This window comes from Pseudomonas sp. TUM25319 (assembly GCF_056388475.1).
Map to the genome: position 1 here is coordinate 3,834,709 of NZ_CM150751.1, position 26,460 is coordinate 3,861,168.

The 26,460-nt window shown below is 62.0% G+C and carries 22 protein-coding genes and 3 pseudogenes; 17 read left to right on the forward strand and 8 right to left on the reverse strand.

What is annotated here, in order from left to right:
• Positions 1–59 precede the first annotated feature (59 nt).
• Both AC05QJ_RS17820 and AC05QJ_RS17825 read left to right on the forward strand, forming a co-directional pair.
• Entirely contained in the window at positions 60–1,436 is a 1,377-nt protein-coding gene (locus AC05QJ_RS17820) for an L-serine ammonia-lyase (RefSeq protein WP_476742615.1), read from the forward strand.
• A 98-nt stretch (positions 1,437–1,534) separates the two neighbouring features.
• Entirely contained in the window at positions 1,535–2,830 is a 1,296-nt protein-coding gene (locus AC05QJ_RS17825) for a serine/threonine transporter (RefSeq protein ID WP_476742616.1), read from the forward strand.
• Between the two features lie 36 nt (positions 2,831–2,866).
• Here AC05QJ_RS17825 and AC05QJ_RS17830 read toward each other — a convergent pair whose 3' ends face one another.
• A complete protein-coding gene (locus tag AC05QJ_RS17830; protein WP_476742617.1) occupies positions 2,867–5,512 on the reverse strand; it encodes a hypothetical protein in 2,646 nt (881 codons plus the stop codon).
• A 334-nt stretch (positions 5,513–5,846) separates the two neighbouring features.
• On the opposite strand from AC05QJ_RS17830, the gene AC05QJ_RS17835 reads away from it, so the two are divergent.
• The 8 genes and pseudogenes from AC05QJ_RS17835 (at position 5,847) to AC05QJ_RS17870 (ending at position 14,388) form a co-directional block, all read left to right on the forward strand.
• The gene (locus tag AC05QJ_RS17835) at positions 5,847–8,354 is read left to right on the forward strand and encodes a hypothetical protein (RefSeq protein ID WP_476742618.1); all 2,508 of its coding nucleotides are present in this window, start codon (positions 5,847–5,849) and stop codon (positions 8,352–8,354) included.
• 10 nt (positions 8,355–8,364) lie between these two features.
• Complete coding sequence (locus tag AC05QJ_RS17840) at positions 8,365–10,329, forward strand: GMC family oxidoreductase (protein ID WP_476742619.1); 1,965 nt, start codon at positions 8,365–8,367, stop codon at positions 10,327–10,329.
• 117 nt (positions 10,330–10,446) lie between these two features.
• On the forward strand, positions 10,447–11,118 hold the full coding sequence (locus AC05QJ_RS17845; protein ID WP_476742620.1) for a DUF3313 domain-containing protein: 672 nt from the start codon (positions 10,447–10,449) through the stop codon (positions 11,116–11,118).
• Positions 11,119–11,270: 152 nt separating this feature from the next.
• Positions 11,271–11,879 (forward strand): flavin reductase family protein, encoded by a 609-nt coding sequence (locus AC05QJ_RS17850; protein ID WP_476742621.1) that lies wholly within the window; start codon positions 11,271–11,273, stop codon positions 11,877–11,879.
• 34 nt (positions 11,880–11,913) lie between these two features.
• Positions 11,914–12,597 carry a helix-turn-helix transcriptional regulator gene (locus AC05QJ_RS17855; protein ID WP_476742622.1) on the forward strand — a complete coding sequence of 228 codons (684 nt, stop codon included), beginning with the start codon at positions 11,914–11,916 and terminating at the stop codon, positions 12,595–12,597.
• A 9-nt stretch (positions 12,598–12,606) separates the two neighbouring features.
• The gene (locus AC05QJ_RS17860) at positions 12,607–13,401 is read left to right on the forward strand and encodes a PhzF family phenazine biosynthesis protein (protein WP_476742623.1); all 795 of its coding nucleotides are present in this window, start codon (positions 12,607–12,609) and stop codon (positions 13,399–13,401) included.
• A gap of 209 nt (positions 13,402–13,610) precedes the next feature.
• Positions 13,611–14,114, forward strand: a pseudogene (locus tag AC05QJ_RS17865) (DUF4142 domain-containing protein); the annotation flags it as partial.
• A 112-nt stretch (positions 14,115–14,226) separates the two neighbouring features.
• A complete protein-coding gene (locus AC05QJ_RS17870; protein WP_476748047.1) occupies positions 14,227–14,388 on the forward strand; it encodes a hypothetical protein in 162 nt (53 codons plus the stop codon).
• A gap of 42 nt (positions 14,389–14,430) precedes the next feature.
• On the opposite strand, the gene AC05QJ_RS17875 is transcribed toward AC05QJ_RS17870, so the two are convergent.
• Both AC05QJ_RS17875 and AC05QJ_RS17880 read right to left on the reverse strand, forming a co-directional pair.
• Positions 14,431–18,555, reverse strand: coding sequence for a CheR family methyltransferase (locus tag AC05QJ_RS17875; RefSeq protein WP_476742624.1), 4,125 nt, complete (start codon positions 18,553–18,555; stop codon positions 14,431–14,433).
• 143 nt (positions 18,556–18,698) lie between these two features.
• The gene (locus AC05QJ_RS17880; RefSeq protein WP_476742625.1) at positions 18,699–18,929 is read right to left on the reverse strand and encodes a hypothetical protein; all 231 of its coding nucleotides are present in this window, start codon (positions 18,927–18,929) and stop codon (positions 18,699–18,701) included.
• A gap of 322 nt (positions 18,930–19,251) precedes the next feature.
• Here AC05QJ_RS17880 and AC05QJ_RS17885 point away from each other — a divergent pair, with 322 nt between their 5' ends.
• Positions 19,252–19,827, forward strand: a complete 576-nt coding sequence (locus AC05QJ_RS17885; protein ID WP_476742626.1) for a Rossmann-fold NAD(P)-binding domain-containing protein — start codon at positions 19,252–19,254, stop codon at positions 19,825–19,827.
• 48 nt (positions 19,828–19,875) lie between these two features.
• Here AC05QJ_RS17885 and AC05QJ_RS17890 read toward each other — a convergent pair whose 3' ends face one another.
• From AC05QJ_RS17890 to AC05QJ_RS17905, 4 genes and pseudogenes are all read right to left on the reverse strand, one after another.
• Positions 19,876–20,016 (reverse strand): hypothetical protein, encoded by a 141-nt coding sequence (locus AC05QJ_RS17890; protein ID WP_476742627.1) that lies wholly within the window; start codon positions 20,014–20,016, stop codon positions 19,876–19,878.
• A 135-nt stretch (positions 20,017–20,151) separates the two neighbouring features.
• Positions 20,152–20,424, reverse strand: coding sequence for a hypothetical protein (locus tag AC05QJ_RS17895; RefSeq protein WP_476742628.1), 273 nt, complete (start codon positions 20,422–20,424; stop codon positions 20,152–20,154).
• Between the two features lie 121 nt (positions 20,425–20,545).
• Positions 20,546–21,040, reverse strand: a complete 495-nt coding sequence (locus AC05QJ_RS17900; protein WP_476747959.1) for a zinc-binding dehydrogenase — start codon at positions 21,038–21,040, stop codon at positions 20,546–20,548.
• A 10-nt stretch (positions 21,041–21,050) separates the two neighbouring features.
• Positions 21,051–21,209: pseudogene (locus AC05QJ_RS17905) on the reverse strand (SDR family oxidoreductase); the annotation flags it as partial.
• Between the two features lie 2 nt (positions 21,210–21,211).
• Between AC05QJ_RS17905 and AC05QJ_RS17910 the strand changes: the two are divergent.
• The 6 genes and pseudogenes from AC05QJ_RS17910 to AC05QJ_RS17935 all read left to right on the forward strand — a co-directional run.
• A pseudogene (locus AC05QJ_RS17910) lies at positions 21,212–21,358 on the forward strand (LysR family transcriptional regulator); the annotation flags it as partial.
• A 248-nt stretch (positions 21,359–21,606) separates the two neighbouring features.
• On the forward strand, positions 21,607–22,050 hold the full coding sequence (locus AC05QJ_RS17915) for a hypothetical protein (RefSeq protein ID WP_476742629.1): 444 nt from the start codon (positions 21,607–21,609) through the stop codon (positions 22,048–22,050).
• A 284-nt stretch (positions 22,051–22,334) separates the two neighbouring features.
• Positions 22,335–22,505: a hypothetical protein gene (locus AC05QJ_RS17920; RefSeq protein WP_476742630.1), complete on the forward strand. Its 171-nt coding sequence runs from the start codon at positions 22,335–22,337 to the stop codon at positions 22,503–22,505.
• Positions 22,506–22,524: 19 nt separating this feature from the next.
• On the forward strand, positions 22,525–23,748 hold the full coding sequence (locus AC05QJ_RS17925; protein ID WP_476742631.1) for a hypothetical protein: 1,224 nt from the start codon (positions 22,525–22,527) through the stop codon (positions 23,746–23,748).
• An 11-nt stretch (positions 23,749–23,759) separates the two neighbouring features.
• Complete coding sequence (locus AC05QJ_RS17930; RefSeq protein WP_476742632.1) at positions 23,760–24,650, forward strand: JmjC domain-containing protein; 891 nt, start codon at positions 23,760–23,762, stop codon at positions 24,648–24,650.
• Positions 24,647–25,672: a radical SAM protein gene (locus AC05QJ_RS17935; protein WP_476742633.1), complete on the forward strand. Its 1,026-nt coding sequence runs from the start codon at positions 24,647–24,649 to the stop codon at positions 25,670–25,672. Before AC05QJ_RS17930 ends, AC05QJ_RS17935 begins: the two co-directional genes overlap by 4 nt.
• 58 nt (positions 25,673–25,730) lie before the next feature.
• On the opposite strand, the gene AC05QJ_RS17940 is transcribed toward AC05QJ_RS17935, so the two are convergent.
• Positions 25,731–26,357: a dTMP kinase gene (locus AC05QJ_RS17940; protein WP_476742634.1), complete on the reverse strand. Its 627-nt coding sequence runs from the start codon at positions 26,355–26,357 to the stop codon at positions 25,731–25,733.
• Between the last annotated feature and the right edge of the window lie 103 nt (positions 26,358–26,460).

The window sequence follows — 26,460 nt, forward strand, 5'->3', positions numbered from 1 at the left end:
CTCAATTTTTTCACCGTGCACCGAAAGGGTCGTCGTCGTTCGGGCACACAGGCATTAGCATGGCTATCAGTGTTTTCGATCTGTTCAAAATCGGCATCGGCCCCTCCAGTTCCCATACGGTAGGGCCGATGCGCGCTGCCGCGACCTTTGTCGAGGCGCTGCGTGAGCAGGGGCTGCTGGATCAGGTGGGCCGCGTGAAAGTCCGGCTGTATGGCTCGCTGTCGGCCACCGGCGTCGGCCATGCCACCGACCGCGCTTGCCTGCTGGGACTGATGGGCGAATGGCCGGACCGCATCGATCCGCAGTGCATCGCGCCGCGCATCGAGCAGTTGCACGCCTCCGGCGTGCTGGTGCTGGGCGGCAGCCGGGCCATCGGTTTCGATTGCCAGCGCGACCTGCTGCTGCTCGACGAGAGCCTGCCGTACCACCCCAACGCCATGACCCTGGAAGCCTCGGGCGACAGCGGTCTGCTGCTGCAGCAGACCTACTACTCGGTGGGCGGCGGCTTTATCGTCGAGGCCGGACAACTGTCCGGTGCCGCTGAGACCGGCGAAACGGTGCAGTTGCTTTACGAATTCTCCAGTGCCGAGGAACTGCTGGCGCTGTGCAAGCGCCACGGCCTGCGGGTCAGCCAGCTGATGATGGCCAACGAACTGGCCTGGCGCGAGGAGGCCGACGTCCGCGCCGGCCTGTTGCAACTCTGGGCGGTGATGCGCGAGTGCGTCACCAACGGCCTGAACAACGAAGGCATCCTGCCTGGCGGGCTCAAGGTCAAGCGGCGGGCGGCGAAGCTGCACCGCAGCCTGCAGGAACTGGGCAAGCCCAATGTGATCGGCTCGACCCTCAGCGCCATGGAATGGGTCAACCTGTTCGCCCTGGCCGTAAACGAGGAAAACGCCGCCGGCGGGCGCATGGTCACCGCACCGACCAATGGCGCGGCGGGGATCATCCCGGCGGTGCTGCATTACTACATGAAATTCAACCCCGAGGCCCGCGACGAGGACGTCGTCGATTTCCTCCTGGCGGCCGCCTCGGTGGGCATTCTGTGCAAGAAGAACGCCTCCATCTCCGGCGCGGAGGTCGGTTGCCAGGGCGAAGTGGGCTCGGCCTGTGCCATGGCCGCCGCCGGGCTCGCCGATGTGCTTGGTGCCACGCCGCCGCAGCTGGAAAACGCCGCCGAAATCGCCCTGGAACACAACCTCGGGCTGACCTGCGACCCGGTGGGCGGGCTGGTTCAGGTGCCGTGCATCGAGCGCAACGCGATTGCCGCGGTCAAGGCGATCAACGCCGTGCAGATGGCCCTGCGCGGCGACGGCGAGCACTTCATTTCCCTCGACCGGGTGATCCGCACCATGCGCGACACCGGTGCCGACATGCACGAAAACTACAAGGAGACCTCCCGCGGCGGCCTGGCCGTCGCCTTCGTCGAATGCTGATCCCTTGCGGATCACGGCGCGGGGGCGGCGGCCACGCACGCCTTCCCGCGCCACCCTGGTTATTCATAGGCAACAAAAACAACTACAAGGCGTAATCGATGACTGATGTAAACAGCACCACGAACCTCGGTGTCGCGGCGGGCACTGCCGCGCGCGAAACAGGCTGGAGCCGCTACGACACCACCTGGACCCTCGGCCTGTACGGCACCGCCATCGGTGCCGGCACCCTGTTCCTGCCGATCAATGCCGGCGTGGGCGGCTTCTGGCCGTTGCTGGTCCTGGCGCTGCTGGCATTCCCCATGACTTTCTTCGCCCACCGCGGCCTGACCCGCTTCGTCCTGTCCGGACGCAAGGGCGGCACCGAGGACATCACCGAAGTGGTGGAAGAGCACTTCGGAACCGGCGCAGGGACCATGATCACCCTGCTGTACTTCCTCGCCATCTTCCCGATCCTGTTGGTGTACAGCGTGGCGCTGACCAATACCCTGGGCAACTTCCTCGAACACCAGTTGCACATCGCGCCGCCGCCGCGGGCGGTGCTGTCGCTGCTGCTGATCTGCGGCCTGATGATCGTGGTGCGCTGCGGCCAGGGCATCATCGTCAAGGTCATGAGCCTGCTGGTCTATCCGTTCGTGGCGGCGCTGCTGTTGCTGGCGCTGAGCCTGATTCCCAACTGGAACGGCGCGTTCTTCGCCCAGGCCGCCGAGGGCATGGCGCCGGGACTGCTGTTCAAGACCCTGTGGCTGGCGATTCCGGTGATGGTGTTCTCGTTCAACCATTCGCCGATCATCTCGGCCTTCGCGGTCAGCCAGAAGCACCACTACGGCGAGCGTGCCGACGAGAAGAGCGGCAAGATCCTGGCGGTCTCGCACCTGATGATGGTGCTGACGGTGATGTTCTTCTGCTTCAGTTGCGTGCTGGCGCTGTCGCCGGCCGACCTGGCGGCGGCCAAGGCGCAGAACATCTCGATCCTGTCGTACCTGGCCAACCACTTCCAGACGCCGGTCATCGCCTTCGTCGCGCCGCTGATTGCGCTGGTGGCCATCACCAAATCGTTCCTCGGTCATTACATTGGCGCCAGCGAGGGCTTCCAGGGCCTGATCGTCAAAGGCACCCGTGGTCGCCGCGCGCTGTCGCGCAAGCGCCTGGAGCAACTGACCGCGCTGTTCATGGTGCTGGCCTGCTGGATCGTCGCCACCCTGAACCCGAGCATCCTCGGCATGATCGAGTCCCTGGGCGGCCCGGTGATCGCCTGCCTGCTGTTCCTGATGCCGATGTACGCGATCAACAAGGTACCGTCGCTGCGCAAATACTCGGGCAAGGTGTCGAACCTGTTCGTGGTGCTGGTAGGACTGGTGACCCTGTCGGCGATCGCCTGGTCGGTGGTGGCTTGATCAAGCGCCCCGGCGGAGTCCGCCGGGGCGTCCGCTTCAGTGGGAGGTGGACAACCCCAGGTAGTGCCACAAGGCGTCGGCCACCTTCGAGCCGTCCTTGCCGCCGCCGAACAGGCGCTGTCCGGTCTGCAGGCCCAACTGCCGGTAGCTTTCGAACTGGGCTTCGTCGAAGAACTGGTTGGCCGTGCTCTCGTTGGGGAAGGTCGGGTGCTCGCTGGCGTAGTTCACCACGTCCACCGGCAGGCCGGCGACCACGTTCGGCTTGAGCAGCAGGATCCGCGCGGTGCGCTGGCCCTGCTGGTCGGTGACGTCGAACAGCATCGCGCAACGCAGGCTGTCGCCCGGCCCCGGACGGGCGAAGTTCTCCGGCAGACCGAAGTAGGGCCCCAGCACCGGATCGCCCAGCACGTTCAGGTCCTGGCGGATCTCCAGCGCCTGATCGATCCGCGCCAGGCGGATCAGGTTGGCCAGGTCGTCGAACTGATAGTGAGGGTCGGCGCCGCAATCACACATCACGATCAGCTCGACGTTGCGGCCAGCGCGAATCAGCTCGTAGGTTGCGGTGTTCTCAAAGTGGCCACCATCGGAAAGGTACTGGAAATCACGTCGCAAACCGTGGAAGTGTGCGGTCAGTTCATAGAACAGGTAGGTCTGGGTCGGGAAGGTGGCGGCCCAGCCCTTGTCACGCCAGACGCGCTGGGGCGCACCCTGTTCTTCATCTTCGACGAAATTCGCCGGCCACCAGCTTCCCAGGCGCACGTTGGTCAGACCGAAGGCCAGTGACGTGCCGAGGCTGGTGGCCCGTCCGAGCCCCGTGGAGAAGGCTGCGCCGGAAGTGGCGACCCAGTGGGCGAGGCCCAGCGGCTGATAGATCTCACTGGCGATCCAGCGTTGCTGGAACGAGCGCTGCCGGGGGTCGCCATCCAGGATGTAGCTGACGCTGCGGGTATCGGTGGCACCGCTGGGCGCCAGGCACAGCGGCTTGCCCTTGCGGTCACGCTGCACCAGTTGCTCGGCCGGGTCGACGGTGAGGTTCATGGTGACGTTGATCAGGTGCACCGGTGCACAGGTGGTGGTGCCGTAGTAGGTCTCGATCGGCACGTCGTCCCCGGGCAGGGCCTCGGCGACGCTCATGCGCTGCTTGCGGATCTTGCGAGTGGCGCCGTCGAAGCGCAGGCCGTTGGACGCCCCGAGGTAGGCACGGGCCAGGCGGCTGGCATAGAACGACTGCAGCGACGACTGGTTGAGAAAGCCGATGAAGCGCCCGGTGACGAAACTCAGGATCGCCGCCACCAGCACCAGCACGGCGAGACGGATGAGGGCGTCGCCTTCCAGCCCCTGATAGCGCACGAACTGCACCAGCAGGCCCCACAGCACGGCCACCAGCATGAAGATGACAACCCCGGCAACGCCGGCGATCACGCTCATTGGCAGACGACTGAACCAGCTCGGCATGGCTTTGTCGTCACTGAACGCGGTCAGGCCACGAACAATGGCGATCAAGACCGGCAACAGGGCCGTCGAGGAAATCAGCGGGCCGCGCTGCTCACTGGTGTAGATCCATTCGGTGACCGAGGGCAGCAGGGCGAAGAAGCTCGCGACCAGCACCAGAATCAACGCCTGGCCCAGGTGGCGGGTGACCAGCACGCGGTAAGTGCGCACGCAATCGTTGCGCGCCAGGGCGTCATCGCGGTCGCGCTTGTGGCGCAGCGACAGGCCTAGCCAGACACTGTAGGCGATGGCCAGCCAACTGACGGCCGCCAGGCCCACCAGCAGCGAGCGCAGTTCTTCGTCCATGCCCCAGGGCGCGAACGCCAGCCCCAGGAACATCAGACCGGCAACGAAGGAGAGCCCCGTGGACCAGTTCCACAGGTGCACCCGCTCATCCTGGTCCTTCTGGAAATACACCATCCAGAACGCCGCCATCAGCGGTATCACCACGACCACGACCAGCAGTGCCGGCAGCCACCACAACGATCCGCAGAGCAGGTGCACCACGCCCATCGGCAACAGGGCGGCGACGGGCGAACAGAGGGCGCTGGAGGAGATGCCCACGTTCACCAGCACCGCCAGCGCCAGGGCGAACAGCAGTGGCAAGCCGATGACCACATGCAGCGCCAGCAAGTTGCGCAGTGACAGGGCCAGCACGTAGAAGATGTCGCCGGAGCTGCCCGGTGTCAGGTAGCGGCCGTTTTCCCGCAGCCAGGCCAGTGGCGCTTCGCCCGGCGGCGAATGGCGGTAGTCGACACTGGTATGGATGCGGCCCGGCGGCTCGAAGTCGAGCACCTTGTAGGCGTCCTTGGCGGCCTGGACTTCCGGGCTGCTGGCCACCGGCGCTTCACTGGGCTTGCGCAGGCGGCCGGGGAGAAACAGGCTGCCGAAGAACGACCCCAGGTAACCGCCACCGCTGACGGTCGACAGATAGTCGAACTGGGCGATGAGCCGGTTGCGCGGGTTGTCCTTGTCGTCGCTGCCGCCGGGGGCCTTCGCCCGCGCCAGCGATTGCAGCACGCCGAGACAGAAGGTTGCACTGCGGATTCCACCACCGGACAGGGCCACGGCCCAGTGCCCTTTGTCTTTAGGGGCCAGGCGCAGCAACTCGCGGCGCTTGCCGATGCGCTGGTGTTCGGCGTCGTATTGCGCGCGCTGTTGCGCAGAGATTTCGGGCTGTTCCTTGTCCATGTTCCGCCTTCGAGGTAGGGGATGAAATCCATTTGGCGAAGCAGTGTAGAGCAGGAAAATAGCCAGATGCCAGCATTGAAGATGGCGCACTTGAAGCCTGCGCGCAAACCTATGCGGCAACGAAATAAGCCGCGATTTTTAATCGCGAAATGGCATTCATCGGTCCCTGAGAAATAGCCTAGGCTGGGCGTTTGTAAGGAGTTGTAACGATACTGGCGCGACGGTTCACCGACCCGGCGCGCAGGCAGTCAGTTCATTCGGCCATCTGGACCGGCCGTAATAACGTGTCCCCAAGGACAGAGGGACCGGTCTGTACGTTTGCAAGGAGCAGCGCATGAAACCCGTGAAGCTGATGCTGAGCGTTTGTCTTCCCTTGGTGCTGTTGCAGGGGTGCAACAGCGAGAGCAAGAATCCCTGCGGGGACCAGTCCGGCAAGATCCTCGACGAAGCCAAGTGCGTCGGCCGCGAAGCCGACAGCCTGAAGGGCGCCGAGGAGGATTATTTCGCCGACATGGACTACGGCGTATCGAAACAGCCCCAGCTGCTGGTGGAGCGCCTTTCACCCTTCATTCCCGGCATCACCGAGCAGCAGGCGGTGGACGCCTTCGCTCGCGGTCGCAACAACTGGATCGTCTGGACCGCCGGCAACGACAAGCTCTGGGACAAGCTGTCGCGCGACAGCGTCGGCAACCTCGATTTCCTCAAGACCATTTCCAGCCACCCGGGGCTCAAGGCCAGCCGCGACAACCGCTGGGACTACCTCGGCGTGGTCAACGAGCCGTGCTACGTGAAAGCCGAAGGTCCGCGTGAGGACCGCTACGGCCTGTGGCTGGACAGCCGTGATCCGTCCTGTGGCGCCGACCCGTTCGAAAACGAAGAAAAGTATCCGGGGGTGAAAATCGGCGCCCGGGGCAAGAACATTCCCGCCGGTTCCTACTACGGCTACGGCACCGGCATCGTCGGCCTGCGCCTGTTCCCCAACCCGGACTTCGACGAAAAGGCCCAGAAACACTGGGACCCCAAGCGCTATTACGAAGATCCCGGCTACTACAACGACAGCAAGCTGGTGAAACCCTATCGGGTGGGCATGTCCTGCGGCTTCTGCCACGTCGGGCCAAACCCGGCCAATCCACCGGCCAACCCCAACAAGCCCGCCTGGGCCAACCTCAACTCCAACCCCGGAGCCCAGTATTTCTGGGTCGATCGCATCTTCATGTGGGATCCGGACAAGTCCAGCTACCCGCAGCAACTGTTCCACACCTCGCGGCCGGGAGCACTGGATACCTCGCTGGTGTCCAGTGACTACATCAACAACCCGCGGACCATGAACGCGGTCTACAACCTCAAGGCGCGGATCGAACTGGCGGCCCATACCGGCAAGGAGAAACTCGCCGGTGGCGACCTCAACAACCGCCAGTTCAACGACGTGCCGGGAATTCCCGCCGACAGTCCGCTGACCAGGTTCTACGCCAAGCCCGACACCGTGTTCACCCCGCGGGTGCTCAAGGACGGTGCCGACTCGGTGGGCGCCCTCGGCGCGCTGAACCGGGTGTTCGTCAACATCGGTCTGTTCAGCGAAGAGTGGACCACCCACTTCCGGCCCTTGATCGGTGGCAAGCCGATCACCCCGTTCCGCATCGACGTGGCGCGCAAGAACTCGGCGTACTGGAACGCCAACGAGGCGCAGACGCCAGACCTGGCGCTGTTCTTCCTCGCCTCGGCAACGCCGGACTACCTCAAGAACGCACCGGGAGGCGCTGCCCACCTGAACGCTTCGCCGGCGGTCCTGGCGCGCGGCAAGGAAGTCTTCGCCGAAACCTGCGCCCGCTGCCACTCCAGCAAGCTGCCGGACAAGGCCTGGAGCTACTTCCCGGACAATGGCTGCGTCAACGGCAACTACCTGCAGTGCTGGAACAAGTACTGGAGCTACAGCCAGACGCCGGAGTTCAAGAACGCCATGGTCGAGATCGTCAAGAAGGATGACTTCCTGACCGACAACTTCCTTTCCACCGAACTGCGGGTGCCGGTCACCCTGACCGAAACCAACGCCTGCAGCCCGCTGGCCACCAACGCCCTGGCCGACAACATCTGGGACAATTTCTCGTCGGAGTCGTACAAGAAGCTGCCGGCAGTGGGTTCGGTACTGGTGCAGAACCCCTTCACCGGCGTGGCGCGGGAATACGACATGCCGGCCGGTGGACGCGGCTATACCCGACCGGCGTCACTGGTCAGCGTCTGGTCAACAGCACCGCTGTTCCTCAACAACAGCCTCGGCAAGTTCTACCCCTCGGGCAGTGTCGAAGACCGCCTGGCGTCGTTCGACGACGCCATCGAGAAGCTGCTGTGGCCGGAGAAGCGCGAAGGCAACTTCCAGGTGGTGACCCGCTCCGGCAAGACCCACCCCGGCACCGTCGATGTGACCAGCGAACGCAGCTACCTGCGGGTCAGCAGCGGTTATCTGCCCAACTTCCTGCAGAAACTCGAAGGCGTGCTGAGCCGCTGGTTCCCATGGGCCTTCGGTGACGACGGCATCCAGCTCGGGCCGATCCCGCAGGGCACGCCGGTGAACCTGCTGTCCAACATCGACATGGAAAAACGCGACCAGGTGCTCGAGCTGCTGCTGAAGATCAAGCATGACCTCAAGCAGTTGCCCGCCGACGCCAGCGACGAAGAGGCGCGCAAGGTTTTCAAGCGCCTGGTCAAGCCGCTGCTGGCCGCGAGCAAGTGCCCTGACTTCGTGGTGGACAAGGGCCATTACTTCGGTACCGGCTTCATCAAGGACGAACCGGGCCTGAGCGATGACGACAAACGGGCATTGATCGCCCTGCTGAAAACCTTCTGAGGCAACTGCGATGACTGACGCAACGGATTACGAATACATCGTGGTGGGATCGGGGGCAGGGGGCGGCACCGTCGCCGCCCGCCTGGCCGAACAGGGGCGCCGGGTGCTGGTGCTGGAGTCGGGCAGCGACCCGGTTTCCAAGGGCGGCGAGGAAGGGCTGCCGGAGCAGTACCAGGTGCCCGCCTTCCACCCACGCTCCACCGAGAACAACGCGATGCGCTGGGACTTCTTCGTGCGCCACTACAGCAGTGATGCACGGCAGTTGCAGGACCCCAAGTTCACCCGTAGCTACGAAGGTGAAACCGTGGATGGCGTGCTCTATCCACGGGCCAGTTGCCTGGGTGGCTGCACCGCGCACAACGCAATGATCACGGTCTACCCGCACAACCAGGACTGGGACCATATCGCCCGCATCACCGGCGATACGTCGTGGCAGGCCAGCGCCATGCGCGAACACTTTCAGCGCCTGGAAAACTGCCATCACCGACCGTTCCAGCGTTTCCTTTCCTGGTTCGGCTTCAACCCGTCGCGGCATGGTTTCAAGGGCTGGCTGCACACCGAGAAAGCGGTGCCCGAGGCGGTGATCGACGACCTGTCGCTGGTGCGCTCGATCCTCAAGTCGGCCAGGCAGGCGTTCGAAACCCTGGGCGAGACGGTCAAGCGCATCGGCTGGCAGTTGCAGGGCGTCGGCGACCCCAACGACTGGCGCCTGGTGCGCGAGGAAGCCATCGGTCTGCGCTATCCGCCGCTGGCAACCCACAAGCACCATCGCATGGGCACCCGCGAGCGCTTGCTGGACGTGCAACAGCGCTTCCCCGACAGGTTGCACATCGAGCTGGATGCCCTGGTGACCCGGGTCCTGCTGGACGAGCATCAACGCGCCTACGGTGTCGAGTACATCAAGGGCGCGAGGATGTACCGGGCCTGCACCTTGCCGCGCAACCCGACATCCGCCGGCGACCTGCGCCAGGCTCGCGCCAGCCGCGAAGTGATCCTCTCGGGCGGCGCCTTCAACACACCGCAACTGTTGATGCTGTCGGGCATCGGTCCGCGGGACGTACTGGAGGCGGTGGAGGTGCCGGTGCGGGTCGAGCTGCCGGGCGTGGGGCGCAACCTGCAGGACCGCTACGAAGTGGGGGTGGTCAACCGCATGAACTTCGACGAATGGGGCGTGCTGGAAGGCGCGCGCTATGCCAAGGGCGATCCGCAGTACGAGGAGTGGGCCAAGGGCAAGATCGGCGTCTATTCCACCAACGGCGCGGTGCTGGCGGTGATCAAGAAATCGCTGAAGCAGCGTCCGCTGCCGGACCTCTTCTGCTTTTCGCTGCTGGCGCTGTTCCGCGGCTACTTCCCGGGCTACTCGCAGCTGATCGTCGACAAGCTCAACTACTTGACCTGGGCGGTACTCAAAGCCCACACCAACAACACCGCCGGTTACGTCACCCTGCGTTCGAAGGATCCGGCGGACACCCCGCTGATCAACTTCCGCTATTTCGAGGAGGGCAACGACACCAAGGGCGAGGATCTGCAGTCGGTGGTGGAGGGCATCAAGTTCGTGCGCAATCTGGCCAAGCCGCTGAAGGAGGCAAAGCTGATCGCCCAGGAAGAACTGCCAGGCGATGCGGTACAGACCGACGAGCAACTGAAGGAGTTCGTGCGCAACCAGGCCTGGGGGCACCATGCCTCCTGTACCTGCCCGATCGGAGCCGCCGATGACCCGATGGCGGTGCTCGACAGCGCCTTCCGTGTACGTGGGGTGAGCAACCTGCGGGTGGTGGATGCCTCGATCTTTCCGAAGATCCCGGGCTTCTTCATCGTCACCTCGATCTACGTTGCGGCGGAAAAGGCCGCCCAGGTGATTCTGGCCGATGCCGAGCGTGGTTACCCGCAAAGCGCCCCCGGACAGCGCCGGGTTGCAGTGGCCACCGATGCGCCGGAGGCGACCGTGGAGGTGCTGGTGACACCGAAAAGCTGACCCTGTCGCACTTTTCCGGCCTCGCTGCGGCGGGCCGGAAAAGCTGCGCTATACCTAACCGGGCCGCCGGCTGCATGCCGGTGGCCGCTTTTCCATTCAACGAACAGGGACAGCCTCATGAACGCCGCCCATCTGATCAGTTCGTTCTGCCTGACATCGCTGCTGCTCACCGGCTGCTCCAGCAGCCTGACGCAGCCGACGGAGTATTCGGGTTTTCTCAAGGACTACAGCAAGCTCAAGGAAGCCAAGTCACCGTCGGGTGCGCCCGTGCTGCGCTGGATCGACCCGCAACTGGACACCAAGGCCTACCGCAGCGTGTATATCGAGCCCAGCCAGCTCTATCCCAAGCCGCAGCCCACCGCGCAGATTCCGCAAGGCACCCTGCAAGGCATCACCGCCTACTACGACCAGGCGCTCAAGCGTGAACTGGGCAAGTCGCTGCCATTGGCCAGCGCACCAGGGCCGGGGGTGATCGTGGTGCGCCCGGCCATCACCGGGGTAAGCAGCAAGACCGAGGGGCTGAAGCCGTATGAAGTGATTCCGGTGGCGCTGGTGGCGGCGGCAGTGAGTACCGCGTCGGGCATTCGCGACCAGGAAACCGATATCGCCACCGAAGCGCAGTTCATCGACGGCGGCACCAACAAAGTAGTGGCCCAGGTGGTGCGAAAAGGCACCGGCAAGCCGCTGGAAAACACCAGCCAGGTGCTCAAGCCGGACGATGTGAAAGGGGTGATCGATGGCTGGGCGTCGGATCTGCATCAGTCGTATCTGAAGCTGAAGGCCAAATAGGGCGGCGCTTGTGAAATCGGGTGTCGCCTCTGCGGCGCATCGCCGGCAACGCCGACTCCCACAGGGAGCTGGCTTGCCAGCGATGCGGCCTTCATCTTGATAAAGAGTCTTGCGTTACACTGCCGCGGTCCCGCCTTACGAGATCCCACGTCATGCCCGCGCATTTCCAGCCCGTCGATCTGAAAAAAGCCTACCGCCTGCTCAACCACGGTCCGACCGTGCTGGTGTCCGCGTCCCACGACGGCGTCGACAATGTCATGGCCGCCGCCTGGGCCTGCGCCCTGGATTTCGACCCGCCCAAGGTCACCGTGGTCCTGGACAAGATCGCCAAAACCCGGCAACTGGTGGAAGGCAGCGGCTGGATGGTGCTGCATGTGCCCAATGCCGGCCAGTTGCGCCTGACTCACCAGGTCGGCACCGAGAGCCTGGCCGATGCCCCGGACAAGCTGGCCAGGGCCGGCGTTGAACTGTTTCGCGTCGACGGCTATCCAGCGCCGCTGGTAGCAGGCTGCTCAGCCTGGCTGATGTGCAAGGTCATTCCCGAACCGCACAACCAGGACACCTACGATCTGTTCATCGCCGAAGTGGTTGCCGCCTGGGCCGACGACCGGGTATTCCAGGACGGTCACTGGACATTCGAGACCGCCGACCCCGCGCTGCGCAGCCTGCATTACGTGGCCGGTGGGCACTTTTATGCGATTGGCGAAGCGCTGGATGTCGATCCCTCCTGGCTGATTGTTGAAATATCAACTTACTGTTGATATTTTCTCGATTCGTCTTTCCGGACCACCTGCCATGACCCTCGATCCCCGCCAGGAGCGACGCCTGGTGCTCGACGTGCTGCGCGCCACCGTTCGCATGCTCGGCAGCGTGCTGGGGCGCAATACCGAAGTGCTGCTGCATGACCTGACCTGCCCGGAGCGTTCGGTGCTGGCCATCGTCAATGGCCATGTCAGCGGCCGCCAGGTGGGCAGTCCGATCCTCGCCGGCCCCCACGACGACCGCGGCTTCGACGCGGTGTTGCAGGCGGCGCTGGAGAAGGGCAGCCAGGCGCCGGTGGTGGTGGAAAGCTATCCGACCCGCGGCCGCGACGGGCGCGCTTTGCGCAGCGCCACCGTGGTGTTCCGCGATGGCAGTGGCGAGCCCTACGCCAGTCTCTGTGTGAACAGCGACCTGACTGGCATCGCCGCCGCCCAGGCCTGCCTCGAACAACTGCTGGCCACTGCCAGCGAGCCGGCGCCTGCCAGCCACGACACCCCCGATCTGGAACACCTGATGACCCAGATCATCGACGGCGCCCTGCAGGACGCCCGCCGTCAGGGCGTTCGCTTCGGCAAGGCGCAGAAGCTCGATGCGGTACGGCAGATGCACGACGGCGGGCTGTTCATCGTCAAGGGCGCGGTGGAAAAAGCCGCCGCCGCTCTCGGCGTCACGCGCTACACCATTTACAACTACCTCGAAGAAATCCGTAACGGATAAGGAGCTTCCATGCAATTGCCGATTTATCAGGTCGACGCTTTCAGCAACCGCGCCTTCGGCGGCAACCCGGCGGCGGTGTGCCCGCTGGAAAGCTGGCTGGACGACGCGACCCTGCAACGGATCGCCGAGGAGAACAATCTGTCCGAAACCGCGTACTTCGTCGCCGAAGGCGAGGGCTACCGACTGCGCTGGTTTACCCCGGCAGTGGAAGTCGACCTGTGTGGCCACGCGACCCTGGCCGCGGCCTGGGTGCTGTTCAACGAGCTGGGCGAGCGCCGTGAAACCCTGCGCTTCTTCACCCGCAGCGGTGAACTGCGGGTGAGCCGCGACGGCGAATTCCTCGCCATGGACTTCCCGCTCAAGCACCCGCAGCCTGAAACCGTGCCCGCCGGCCTGGCCGAGGCGCTGGGTTGCCGTATCGACGCGCTGTACCGCAGCGATGACTACGTGGTGGTGGTCGACAGCCAGGCAACCGTCGAAGGCCTGCAACCTGACTTCGTCGCCCTGAACCGCTATGACGTGCGCGGCATCGCCGTGACCGCCCCGGGCAGCGACTTCGATTTCGTCACCCGCTGGTTCGGCCCGCGGGTCGGCATCAACGAAGACCCGGTGACCGGTTCGGCACATACCTCGCTGGCTACCTACTGGTCCGAGCGTCTCGGCAAGCGCAGCCTCACTGCGCGCCAGGGCGGCGCCCGTCGCGGCGAACTGCGCTGCGAGCTGCAGGACAACGGCCGGGTCATCATCAGCGGCCAAGCCGCGCTGTACCTGCGCGGCACCCTCTACCTGGACGGCCGTTCATAAGCCTGTAGCCAACCACCGTGGCTGGAGCCCGCGCCACCGAGCCTGAGTGGCGCGGCGCTCTCGGTCGCTGGCCACCCGGTCCGTTACCGAGACGGTGGCGGGCCAGGAGGCGGGGACCAGGCACTGCAAAAAAGATGAACCTCTCGCCAGCCCCCTTGTTCAGATCAGGTAGTAGGACGCAGATCTGGAACTGACAAGAGGATTCAATGATGAACACACTGTTGCGTAGTGCGGGTTTCGCTCTGGCATTCACTCTGGCGGGTGCCGTGCATGCGGCCCAGGATGCCGATGACTTCGTCGAGGACGCTTCGGCCAAGGGCGTTGCCGAAGTGGAGGCGGCCAAACTGGCCCAGGAAAAAGGCACGGCAGCGGACGTCAAGTCGTTCGCGGCGATGATGCTCAAGGACCATGGCGCGGCCAACGAAAAGCTCAAGGCGATCGCCGCCAGCAAGAAGCTCGAGGTGTCCAGTGACGCCGACCTGATCGACAAGGCCAAGGCGATGATCCTCGAACTGCGCGGTGCCAAGTCGTTCGACCAGGCCTACGCCAACAACCAGGTGAACGCCCACGAAGCGACCATCAAGCTGTTCACCGACTACGCGAAAGACGGCAAGGACGCAGAACTGAAGGCCTTCGCCGAACAGACCCTGCCAACCCTCAAGACTCATCTGCAGAAAGCCCGCGAGCTGGCAGCCGCCCACGGCGGCAGCTCGGTGGATCCGCATGCCACGACCCGCGACGCCACCGATCCGGTCGTCCCCGGCCCGAATGGCGTACCGGTGACGCCGAAGGATCACTCCGAAACCAAGCCGTAAGGGGAGGTGCGTGATGCACGATCTCGACATTCCGCCAGGGCAGGGCAAGCCCGGTAGCGACATCCCCGACGATCATTCGCAGGTGCCCGATCCGGACGCCGATCCTTCGGTGACCGACGAGGACGAAGAGCCGAGAGGCGTTCCGGCCAGTGATCCGGAGTCGGGAGCCTGAAACCTCGATCGCCGGCTCCCGGACAAGGGAGCCGGCGATCATTCATTTCGCATCAAGCACCGACAGTACCGTCTGCTGCAGGACCTCGAACGAAACCGGTTTGTCGACATGGGCATTGAAGCCCGCCTGCAGCGCCTCATCCTTGTCCTGACTGGCACCGAAACCGGTCAGGGCGATCACCGGCAAGGCCACGAAGCGGCTGTCGCGCCGTAACCGGCCAATCAGTTCCAGGCCATTCATCACGGGCATTCCCAGGTCTGAGAGCACCAGATCGAAAGGACCGCCGTTTTCCAGCCGGCTCAGCGCCTCGGCGCCGTTGCAGGCCAGCGTGACCTCCGCGCCTTCCAGCTCCATCAGCGCCTTCATGATATTGAGGATGTCCTCCGAGTCGTCGACAACCAGCACTTTCAGACCGAGGAAATCCCCGGGGGGCGGGTTCAGCGCCTCACCCGCCGGTGCGATATCGCGGCTGTAGTGGGGGAGCCAGACACTGAACACGGCGCCGTGTCCCAGCCCTTCGGAACGCACCTCGACCCGCCCGTGGTGTGCCTCCACCAGCTCGCGCACCAGTGCCAGGCCAATGCCCAGGCCGGCGCGGCTGTTGCTGTGACGCTGATCCGGCACCTGGCCGAACAGATCGAAAATCAGGGGCAGCGACTCGGCAGCAATGCCCTGGCCGTTGTCCTCGACATCCAGACGCACCTGGGCGCCTTCGTCCTCCAGACGCAGCGTGATGCGTCCGCCCGGCGCGGTGAATTTCAAGGCATTGTTCAACAGGTTCCAGATGATCTGCTCGATGCGCACCGGGTCGGCATCGACCACCAGTGGATCGTGGGCGTCTTCAGGCAGGTCGAGCGCAAAGTCGATCTGGCGATTCTGCGCGTCGCTCCGCGCCACGTCGGCGATGTCTGCCAGCACCTGGCGCAGCAACACCGGGCCCCGGTTGAGCTTGAGCTTGCCGGTGTTGATCCGCGACAGATCGAGCAGGTCGTCGATGATCCGCGCCTGGCTGCGCACCGCACCGAGGATGGTGTCCACCGCACGCCCGGCCACGGCGTTGCCGCGCACCAGCGGCAGGCGCGCCATCAACTCGCCGTTGAGCTGGATCAGGTTGAGCGGGTGCTTGAGTTCGTGGGACATGACCGCGAAGAATTCGTCCTTGAGCTTGCTGGTACTGCGCGATTGCTGCAGTTGCCAGACCTGCTCGGACTCCTGGCGTTTTTTCTCGGTGACGTCGCGGCCGATCCTGGCGAACCCTTGCAGGCCATTGTGCAGGGCAGTGGTCACGCCGCTGCAGAAGAAGCGGCTGCCATCCTTGCGTTGCAGCCAGCGCTCGTCGTCGGCGCGGCCATCCTTGCGGGCGCGCCGCAGTTCTTCGTGCAAGACGCCGGATTCGCGGTCTTCCGGCAGGAAGATCAGCTCGGCGGAACGCCCCAGCACTTCGTCCTCGCGGTAGCCGAAGGTGCGCTCGGCCCCGCGGTTCCAGGTGGTGATCAGGCCCTGAGGGTCGAGGGTCAGGATGATGAAGTCCTGAGTGCTCTCGGCCGCCAGGCGCAGACGTTCCTCGCCTTCACGCAGGCGATCCTCGGCCTGGCGCCGCTCGGTGATGTCGATGAAGGTCAGGACTGCGCCGTCGATCAGGTCTTCGGTGGTGCGGTATGGCAGCAGCCGGGCGATGTACCAGCGACCGTCGTTGCTGGGGATCTCGCACTCGATGATGCGCAGGGATTCGAACGCCGCCACCGCGTCGTCGGCCATGCTCGGATAATTGAGCCGGTGGGTGATATCCAGCAGCGAACGGCCCGTGTCCGACGGGATGATGCTGAAGATCTCGGTGGCCCGTGGCGTGTAGGACTTGATTCGCATGCGCCGGTCGACGAACACCGTGGCGATGTCGGTGGAGGCGATCAGGTTCTGCAGGTCGTCGTTGATCTTGCCGGTTTCCTCGACCTTGCTCTTGAGCTCCTGGTTGACCGTGATCAGCTCTTCGTTGATCGACTGCAGCTCTTCCTTGCTGGTTTCCAGCTCCTCGGTGGTGGAGCGCAGTTCCTCGTTGATCGCCTGCAGTTCTTCGTTGGAAGCCTTGAGCTCCTCGGTGGAGGTCTCGGATTGCTCGACGGTGGCCTGCAACTGTTCCTTGGTGCGCTGCAATTCGCCTTCGAGCTGCGACAGGACGCTGTCCTTGCTGTCGTCACGCGGGCCCTTGGCCTCGCTGCTCATGGTTTCCTCGACCTCGTCGAACAGTACCAGGACAAAGTCGGCGTCCAGGTCGCGGAACGGTCGCGCCACCATGTTCACGTAGTAGTTGCGCCCGTCACGTTCGAGTTGCACGCGCCGGGCCTCGATACTCTTGCCGGTCTGGAAAGCCTGGAACAGTGCGGTGCGCAACTCCAGACGCAGCTCCGGCAGAACCTGGGTGAGCAGATTGTGCGAAGGTTCGCCCCCGATGTAGCGCAGGAAACGCCCGGCGCGGTCGGACATGTGGACGATGTCCGAGTCCTGGTTGACCACCACGCTGGGCGGCCCGTACTGCTCCAGTACCCGCTGGTGCACCTCGGCGAAGGACACCTTGCGCCGTTCCAGGCTGCGCTCGATGTTCGGCAACGAGAATCCGGTGAACGCATTGAGGGGCAGGGTAGGCGTGGGGCGACCCAGGCTAGAGCTGGCCTTGGCGCGGTAGATGCGGTTTTTCTTGTCCACCGGCGCGAACAGATCGAGGCAGACATCCGCCGACTCCGAACTGCCAAGGAACAGATAGCCGCCCGGCGCCAGGGCGAAATGGAACATCTGCAGGATGTCGGCCTGGACCTGGCGGTCGAGGTAGATCAGCAGGTTGCGGCAACTGATCAGGTGCAGCTTGGAAAATGGTGGGTCACGCAACAGGTTGTGCAGGGCGAACAGCACGCGCTCGCGGATCTCTTTCTTGACCCGGAAATGCGTCTGCTCCTTGGCGAAGTGCTGACGTAGCCGCGCCGGCGGAATGTCGGTGACCACCGCCTCGGGATAGACGCCGGCGCGGCCGACGGCGATGGCGTGCTCGTCGATGTCGGTGGCGAAGACCTGGAACTTGTGGGCGCTGTGACTGAAATCGAGCTGATCGGCCAACAGCATGGCGATGGAATAGGCTTCCTCACCCGAGGAACAGCCCGCCGACCAGGCGCGCACGGTGGGATCGCCCTCGGGCGTCAGGTCGAACAGGCGCGGGATGATTTCCCGCTCCATGGCCTCGAAGGCTTCCCGGTCGCGGAAAAAGTTGGTCACACCGATCAGCATGTCGTCCAGCAATGCGCTGGCTTCCTCGCTGTTGTTGTTGAGGAAGTCGCGATAGGCCGGCAGGTCGCTCAGGCGGTTGACCTGCATGCGCCGTTCGATGCGGCGCAGCACGGTAGCGCGTTTGTAATGCTTGAAATCGTGGCCGGTGCGGGTGCGCAGGATGATGATGATATCCCGCAGGGCGGCGTCGGCCGCGCGCTCTTCCTCTGCACTGTCGGGGTTGTGCAGCGGCGGCTCGATCTCGTCTCCCAGCGGCAACTGGATCTGGCGCATGTTGTCCCACAGCTCCACCAGCTTCTGTGGCATGTCCACCACTGGCATGACGAAATCCACCTGTCCGGTGGCGATGGCGTTGCGCGGCATGCTTTCGTATTCGGCATCGTCCAGCGACTGGGCCAGGGTCACGCCGCCTTGTTCCTTGACCCGCATCAGCCCGGCGCTGCCATCATTGCCAGCGCCGGAAAGCACGATACCGATACTGCGATGCCGATGAGCATCGGCCATGGTACGGAAGAAGACATCGATCGCGATATGCCGCGGCTGGCCGCTGGGGCGCTCGGTGACCCGCAGGTAGCCATCGAGCATCTCCAGCTGCTGGGCGGGAGAGATCAGGTAGACATGGTTGCACTCCACCGGTGTCGGCTTGGTGACCTGTTGCACGGGCATGCGGGTGACTTTCTGCAGGATGCGGTCGGCGCTGCTTTCGTGCTCGGCGGACAGGTGCATCACCACCACGAAGGCCATGCCACTTTCATTGGGCATCTGCTCGAAAAAGCGCAGCAAGGCTGCCAGGCCGCCAGCGGAGGCTCCGAGGCCGACGATGGGGAAGGGCAGAAAGCTGGGCAACGACGTGTATGGAGTCCTGGCCTGCAGCGTTTCGTCGGGGGTGTTCATGATCTTGAATGCTCTGAAGGGCGCAGTCGTTGCGCCGAACCAGTAAATAATCTGACGGGCAAAAGGTCATTTTCCCGGCGGGTTAAAGAACTGTACCGCATTAATTGCGATACCGGATGCACCGGGAAGTTCGCTGGCGCAGATCAATCCGTGCGACGGGCGCGGAGCAGGTGGCGTACCTTGTTCAGATCTGCCTCGATGGTGGCGAGAAACTGCTCCAGGCGGGCAGCATTCTGGTCGATCTGACGAACCTGAGCCTGCAAGCGATGCATGTCGGCGAGGTGGCTGGCAATGGCATCGCTCAGCAGCGCGCCGTGGAGGAGGTGGCGTGCGGGATCGGACTCGTTCAGCGCAGTTTGCATCGGCACGGGCATTCAGGTTACCTCAATGAATTAATGCAAATGGACAGTGATGAAAGAGGGAAGTTTTCTTGCCATATCATATAACTCAACTAAATAGTCATTTCATTGAGTTATTTATCCAACCCGCTCACAAAGACGATAGTGCAGGGTTGAATCTATAGCACGGATTCTTGCCTGGCACGATCAGACCAATATGGTCTTGGTTTGATAGACGACCGGAGAGCAATAATGACGTTAAACAACCCGGAACCTGCCTGGGGCGCCGCTCTTGGCCAGCACGGGAAAAATCGGACGTCGGGTCATTGATGGATTGGGCGGTAACGAGATCAGGGGCTTGGCACGAACCGCCATCAGTGTCGACGAACTGGCGGGATATGAATATGTCAAAACGCGCATCGCCGACCTGGACGATCCTTCGAGCCTTGAGTCTGCATTGCAGGGAGTAGATGTCAGGCATGTTGTGTTCGACAACCTGCTGATACAGCTAGACACACTCAGACAGGGCCGGTTTTACTTTCCGGCAGACGGTGCCGTGATTACGCCGATCGAAGCACGCGACCTGGCGGCTGTAGCTGTGCGGGATCTTCTAGCCAGCAAACCCTACGGCGGCGTCTTGAAACTGGCGCCTCGACTGTCGGCGGCGACCGGCAAGTCGCTGGAGTTCGTGAACGACGTGTCGCCATCATGGGAACCGGGATACGCCGACGCTGTGCGAAAACTGTTTGAACATTATCGCGGTCGAGGCAGCGCGCCGTACACACATAACGTGCATGAGTTGCTGGGTCGCACACCGCGGTCGGTGGATGAGTTTGCCAGAGAGGTGTTGTTGCTTTGCTTGGTTGAGTCAGGCGACGGTGCCGGGTTTCAAACGGCGCTGGCTATCGCGAAATCTTGTTGGGGTGTGGCTTGAGGTGGATATGTGATGATTCGCGTAATGTATATTATGTTAAATTATATGCTATGTGCGTTGAGTCTCTCTGTACTCGATCGCCTTGGCGCTCATCGTCCACTGCGTTTCGACACCAATCTGCTCAAGTTCAGCCCGGATAGCAGGCAGACCAATGCGGAAGAACTCTTTACGCGGGTTGACCTTGTTCACCTGCTCCCGCAGGAGCTGCTTCTCAAGACTAGGTTCTGCATTAGGTCACCCAGGAAGACCACGGCCTCGGGACGATGACGCTTCATCAACCTGATGACATGATCAAATCACTCGTGTCCCCCACGCATTCCTATATCACCACGGTGTGATCGACTCGATTATTTCGATGATTTGCCTCCAGTAGCGAAGCAGCAAATACCCGCTGATGACAACTGCCTCTGGGAATGCAACATAAGCCACAACGGGGCTCACAAACCTGTCGTCGATGCCGAGTATGAGCAGCACTCCGAGGCTCAGGATCGCGCACGGTATAAAAACGAGCGCGAGTACAGTGAAAACCACGCTCACCACATAGATCAACTCCATCAACGTCCTGAACACCAAGCGTTGCTCCTTGAAACGTGACATGTGCCAGAGACCTATCCGACCAACACATTGGGTCGCGTGATTTTACAGCGACACGTAGCCCTGGTCGCTTCGCAATAGATCATTGCCCGGACAGACATGATCCGCCCGGGCAATGTTAGTTCTATAGTTCTACAACGATCTTGCCTACCTGGCTGTTCGATTCCATGTAACGGTGCGCTTCCACAATCTCCTCGAACTTGAACACCTTGCCGACAATCGGACGCAAGCTGCCGTTCTCCAGTCCCTCGGTGATGAACACCTTGGCCCTGTTCAGCCGCGCCTCATCCTGGGTAACCTCGAAAAGCTGGTAACCCCGGATGGTCAAGTCTTTGCCGAGCAGTTCCATCACCGGCACGCTGATGTCAGCCGTCTCCAGCGCACCGTACTGGAAGAAAATCCCGAGGAATGACAGCGACCGCAGGATGTTTCCCACCTCAGGGCCACCCACGGGGTCGAAGGCCATACGTGCCCCCTTCCCGTCCGTGATGCGAGCCACAGCGGCGACCAGATCCTCTTCAGCCGTTGCGATCACGTGTACTGCCCCAGCGTCCACGAGCGCATGGCGCTTCTCCGAAGTGCGGCTCGAAGAAGGGGGTGTTCCCCCTTCCCTGCGCAGTCATTCAGGCTCAGATCTGTGCCTGGCCACCGTCAACGAACAATTCAGCTCCGTTTACAAAGCTTGAGTCATCGCTTGCGAGGAAGACGGCGGCGTTGGCGATCTCGACAGGCTCACCCACCCGCCCCAGCGGCACCTGCGAAGCCAGGTAGTCCAGCAAGCCTTGCTGTCCAGGTGTGGCGTTTCACTCACGGTGATGGCAGCAAACACGATGTAGCACCGCGTGGCCTACTACGCGTCACCAACGCCGATGCTTTGGTTGCGCCTTTGCTGGCGGGAGTCGCAATCGCGGAGCTTCCGGAGTTCATCGCCGCCGAACGGGATCATTTGCTTGAGCAGATCGGCATCTGCCCCTTTCTCAACCAACTCGGTCAATGCGATAGTGGGCTTGGCCATCGCGGTTTCTCTGGTGAAGGTTAAGTCCGCAAACTCAACGTTAGTCAAGAACCACGATGACCAACCTCTTTTGCCCACATGGCGCCTTCGGCAGGTTCAGTTACACCACTTCCAGGAACACGATGCCCGTGGAGCGACGATGCCTCAAAAATTGACGTTCGAGAGAACCCATGGACGACAGAATCAAGAAAATCGACTCACCTGAGAAATGTGAGACCTTTGCAAGAAACGCGATCGAAAAGGGACGCCAGGATTTGGCTAATGAGGCACTTCTTCGTGCAACTGAGCTACGAGCAGAATCATACGGGGCCTCTACTCAAGCGGAGAAAGAGGCGCTACAAGCCATCTTCGCGTATGAAGAAACTCTACGAGTCAAAAACGGGAAGAAAACTCGTGCTACTCGCACATGGCAAATGATCGAGAGGCACGGAATCATCGAGTCTGTAAATCGGGCTGTGTGTCGTCCTACAGAAACCCAGGGGTACAGAGCGCTGCTGGATATGGGGCTTGGAGAGTTCGCGTTTGAAGCGGTCATTCTCAGATATCCAACAGTATTTTCGACAGAGGCGGTTCGGATTTCTGAAGAGCGGCTTTCAAGTTGGGAAAGCACATAATTCGGCATCGCAGTGCCGTCAGTCAATTTATAGGCATGCAGGCAATCTCAGGCCTGTAACGATCGCCTGTCGGTTTGGTACGGGTGTGCGGATTCTAGCTACAGGAGACACGCGTGTCTTCCCGATGGCGCCTCGTAGCAGCCGCGAGCCAGCGTGGCCTTTCTCAACAATCAGTCAAGCCGCACTCCGAAACTGAGCGATGCGATCGGTCTATTGCCAGAGAAGTTCATTAACCCCTAAGATCGCACGGCTAAAACCTGCCTAATCCGATAAAGGACTTCGTGATGCAAGCCAAAACAGTTGAACTTCAATCCTGCGCGCTGGACTCGGTGGCCGACATCAAGCGCCAGTCCCTGAAACTGAGCGATCTGGATCCTGCCGCGCTGGCCGATGTCGAGGCCATGTTCGGCCTGTGGAAAGAAGCGGATCACTGTGACAAGGACGTGCGCGACTAACACCAAGGTCCCTGTGGCGATGGCAATGCCGGCCAATTTGCAGATTGTCTCGGACTTGCCATTGGCCTGTGGTTTGCTGGACGACTTCACTGCTGTTCTTAACGCCCGCGGGCATCATGTACATCAATGTATCGACAGGCTCGGTAGTGACCAAAAGCCGGGGCTAACGCACCAGACCATCTGCCCAGCCACAGTCCTCGTGTTGGTGCTGCCCATTCTGGGCGATAACGACCTGCCCTTCGAACACCTGCGCAGCATTCGACACTGGCGTGATTCGCAAAACCTGGCGGGACGACGCTTGTTCGTGGTTCTCAAAGGCGATCGACATGTCTCGGATGAATTCGTATGCCCGCGCCACCCGATCTACATCAAGCTGCGCAAGCTGTTTTACTTCCTCGGCGGGCTGAGGATCGTGCCCGTCAAACTGGACATCGATACCTCCGCGCGCATCGCTTTGCTCCTCGCCGATGAACTAGACGCAGACATCGCAACCGCGCCCTGCAAAGCGCGAGACCTGCTAGCGCAGGTCACCGGCAGTTCCCCCGGCTGGGACCCCGAGCGCAAGCTGCTTGACTTCGATGATGCAGACAACGGGTCGAGCCTGCTCCACGAGATGCCTCGCACGCAGTTGCACGATGTATTCCAGGCCGTTCGGGCTCTGGCACCCCGCACATTGAGGCTCAACCAGGCGCAGCTAAGTGATAGCCATATGGCAGGGTTGGCTTCTGTCTCCAGTGTGTTGGCGGCAGAATTGAACAGCAACTGCATCGGCCTGCAAAGCGCCCTTGCGGTTTTTCCGAATTGCAAATGGCTTAGCCTTGGGGCGAACAGGCTGAAGGTGCTGGATCTCGCATCCACCTCCCCTGAACTGAGCACGTTGCTGGTGCACAAGAATAGTTTGCAGGCACTGCAATGGCCGCCTTCCGCAGGCTGTCGCCTGAAACACTTGAGTGTCTACCGCAACAGCTTCCAGCATTTCGACTGGCCCGCCGGGCAAACGGACATCGAGCGGCTCAACCTGGGGGCCAACCCGATCGAGATGCTGCCCGAGCAGTTGGCGCACGCTCGACACCTGCGCTACCTGGGTATTGCACGAACTCACATACGCCACCTGCCGGACTGGTTGTTCGAGCTACCAGCGCTGGTAGAAGTCGACATCAGTCATATCGAAGACCGATTGCCTCAGTCTCAGCTTGGCAAGTTGATCGATTCAGGCATCACACTGATAAAGAAGCCCAGCTAGAGCCCCGCACCATGACCCTATTCAGCTTCATCTTCGAACACATCAGCCAGCAGCAGTTTCTTGATGAATACTGCGATCGCGCCCCGTTGCATATAAAAGGTGCCAAGCACAAATTTGCCGACCTGTTTGACATACAGGCCTTCAATCAGATTCTCAACGGCAACACATTGCTCTACCCGAAGGTACGCATCACCAATCACAACAACACCATCCACAAATACGACCTCATCGATGATGTGGACCGCTACGCCAATAACCAGAACAACACGCTCAACAAGAAAAAAATGCTGCACGCGATTGCCCGTGGCGGCACGTTGGTGTTCGACAACATCCAGCAGCACAGTTCACGGCTGGAAAACTTCAGCGATGCACTCGCTTCGGAACTGAATACGCGCATCAGTATCAACGGCTACTACACCGCCGCCCATCAACGCGGCGTCAATCCTCACTTCGACAGACATGATGTATTGGTGTTGCAAACCCACGGCAGCAAACGCTGGTACTACCGTAACGACCAGCATGTGCTGTCCAAGGCTATCCGTCGTCAGCAGGTGCCGCCGATCGACGCCGACGCCACGGGATGGTCTTCGGTACTGCTCGAGCAGGGCGACGTATTCTACTGTCCACGCGGCCTCTGGCACTTCACCCGCACCGAAGCGCAGCATTCGTCCCATCTAGCGGTCGGACTGTACCCCCTGACGTTGAAAGAGTGGCTATTGCGCCAGGAGCAAGACGAGCGCTTCGCCACGCTGCTGGAAAGCTACGTCCGCCACCCCTTCCAGCCGGCGATCTCGCCCATCGAGTCAGCGTCGGTGCAGGCATTGGTCGAACATTTGCTTGCGAGTGCGCAAAAAGATTTCGACCTCGAACTGCAAGTACGCCCTTATCTCGAGCTTGAATGATGGAACAGTTCTACATCGTCCTGACGGAGCGCTGCAATCTTGCCTGCAGCCACTGTATCCGGGACTCTTCGCCCTACCGCGACGAGACCGCCGAAAAAGCCATGATTCTCGACGCACTCTCCCAGATACACCGTGACCACCCAGGCAGCCTGGTCCTGCTGACGGGTGGAGAACCGACGCTGCATCGCCATTTCGACAGTATTCTGCAGCACAGTCTTTCGCTTGGTCAGCAGACCAAGATAAACAGCAACGGCGTCACGTCGTTCTACAAAAAGCATGCTCTCAAACGATGGACCCATCATCCGTCGCTGTCGGTGCAGATCTCCCTGGACGGCGCAGAAGCAGAGCATGACCAGATACGTGGCGTCGGCACCTACAAACGGGCGCTACGGACGCTTGCAAGCCTGCGGGCAGAAGGCATTTCCTGCAGCGTATCGGCGACTGTCATTGACCTTGATTTTTTCACCCGAATCGAAGAGTTCATCCGGCCACTGGATGAGCTAGGCCTCACCCATATCGCCATCAAACGGGCCACCTTTGCCGGGCGAGCCTCATCAGGCATGGAAATCTGCAGTGAGACATGGAATCAACATATCTACGCCTTGCGCCAGCAGCCCTACAACACCCGCATCCTGGCGTTTCCGATGTACGACTTCAGTCGGCTGAAAATGCTGGGCGACGAGGCCATAGCCGATCTTGGCAACTCCATCACGACAAAAAACTGCGGCGCCGCAACGGCTAAAGTCTACATCTACCCCAATGGCGACGTGTGCTCATGCACATGCTTCAAGACCCACCCCATGGGCAACCTGTATCACCAAACGCTGCCAGCGATTCTTGCAAAGCCACTGCAGATCAAGGTGGACCATCCCACCTGCAAGAGCTGCCGTTACTTCCCGGTCTGCAATGGTGGCTGCCTGGGGAGCGGCTTTCAACATAGCGGGCAACTGGGGCAGCCAGATCCCCGATGCCCGCAGATTCAGGCAGGCCGCAGCGAGATACCGTTGTTCAGCATTCAGTAACCGCTCTGCAAACCGTGGGTCGCAGCGGTTTTGAAGCAAATCGCTGCAGCCGGATGAGCTAACGCTTCGCTGTAGAGGGCGGTAATTTCTGGATCTGCGAGACCACCTGCGCCACCGCCTCTTCCACCCGCCCTTCATTGCGACACAGCACCCAGCCGTTATCCACCACTGCCCGCTCGAACGCCTCGGTACAAGCCACATGCTCGCTCGACCGGTGAATCACCGTACTGCCCAGCCCGCGGCTTCGCGCCGCGGCCCTTGCCCATGAAACCTCAGGCGCGGTAACCACCCCCACATGCAGGTCCGGCACCTGCACACCGCGCTCGATGTTCAACCGCAGAATCTGCGCGAACGGCACCATCCGCCGAAACGCCGCATCCGACGGATACCAGCGATCGATCAGGATGATGCTGTCGGCCGGCTGTTCAGGCAGAACCTCCCGGGAAATCCAGGCGCGGCTGGCAGCCAGACGCTCGCAGATCGCCCATTCCAGGTCTTCTGCCGGATGCCTGGCGAAGCGGTTGACCAGCGCCATGGTCGCTTCCCGGTCGGGGTCGCAGTTTCTTTCGCTCAGGCGGATCACTTTCCTGCCTTGCGCCCGCAGCGCTTTGGTGACGGCCTCCAGCAACGTGGTTTTCCCGGTTCCCTTTGGTCCGTCGAGGGATACGAACAGCGGTCGGTTCATTGTTCAGACAACGTGTGAGCAAACGTGACGCGCACTCTAACCCAAGTGCCTCGTCCCCTCGGAAAATCCCGGATGTCATTTTAATGTATACAAATTGTATACC

Bases quoted from the DNA above. Each gene is read 5' to 3' on its own strand.
- AC05QJ_RS17930 (WP_476742632.1), top strand. From the start codon at position 23,760: ATGACCCTATTCAGCTTCATCTTCGAACACATCAGCCAGCAGCAGTTT.
- AC05QJ_RS17940 (WP_476742634.1), bottom strand. From the start codon at position 26,357: ATGAACCGACCGCTGTTCGTATCCCTCGACGGACCAAAGGGAACCGGG.
- AC05QJ_RS17895 (WP_476742628.1), bottom strand. From the start codon at position 20,424: ATGTCACGTTTCAAGGAGCAACGCTTGGTGTTCAGGACGTTGATGGAG.
- AC05QJ_RS17875 (WP_476742624.1), bottom strand. From the start codon at position 18,555: ATGAACACCCCCGACGAAACGCTGCAGGCCAGGACTCCATACACGTCG.
- AC05QJ_RS17860 (WP_476742623.1), top strand. From the start codon at position 12,607: ATGCAATTGCCGATTTATCAGGTCGACGCTTTCAGCAACCGCGCCTTC.
- AC05QJ_RS17835 (WP_476742618.1), top strand. From the start codon at position 5,847: ATGAAACCCGTGAAGCTGATGCTGAGCGTTTGTCTTCCCTTGGTGCTG.
- AC05QJ_RS17845 (WP_476742620.1), top strand. From the start codon at position 10,447: ATGAACGCCGCCCATCTGATCAGTTCGTTCTGCCTGACATCGCTGCTG.
- AC05QJ_RS17915 (WP_476742629.1), top strand. From the start codon at position 21,607: ATGGACGACAGAATCAAGAAAATCGACTCACCTGAGAAATGTGAGACC.
- AC05QJ_RS17935 (WP_476742633.1), top strand. From the start codon at position 24,647: ATGATGGAACAGTTCTACATCGTCCTGACGGAGCGCTGCAATCTTGCC.
- AC05QJ_RS17830 (WP_476742617.1), bottom strand. From the start codon at position 5,512: ATGGACAAGGAACAGCCCGAAATCTCTGCGCAACAGCGCGCGCAATAC.
- AC05QJ_RS17820 (WP_476742615.1), top strand. From the start codon at position 60: ATGGCTATCAGTGTTTTCGATCTGTTCAAAATCGGCATCGGCCCCTCC.
- AC05QJ_RS17825 (WP_476742616.1), top strand. From the start codon at position 1,535: ATGACTGATGTAAACAGCACCACGAACCTCGGTGTCGCGGCGGGCACT.
- AC05QJ_RS17920 (WP_476742630.1), top strand. From the start codon at position 22,335: ATGCAAGCCAAAACAGTTGAACTTCAATCCTGCGCGCTGGACTCGGTG.
- AC05QJ_RS17925 (WP_476742631.1), top strand. From the start codon at position 22,525: ATGGCAATGCCGGCCAATTTGCAGATTGTCTCGGACTTGCCATTGGCC.
- AC05QJ_RS17855 (WP_476742622.1), top strand. From the start codon at position 11,914: ATGACCCTCGATCCCCGCCAGGAGCGACGCCTGGTGCTCGACGTGCTG.
- AC05QJ_RS17840 (WP_476742619.1), top strand. From the start codon at position 8,365: ATGACTGACGCAACGGATTACGAATACATCGTGGTGGGATCGGGGGCA.
- AC05QJ_RS17850 (WP_476742621.1), top strand. From the start codon at position 11,271: ATGCCCGCGCATTTCCAGCCCGTCGATCTGAAAAAAGCCTACCGCCTG.
- AC05QJ_RS17880 (WP_476742625.1), bottom strand. From the start codon at position 18,929: ATGCCCGTGCCGATGCAAACTGCGCTGAACGAGTCCGATCCCGCACGC.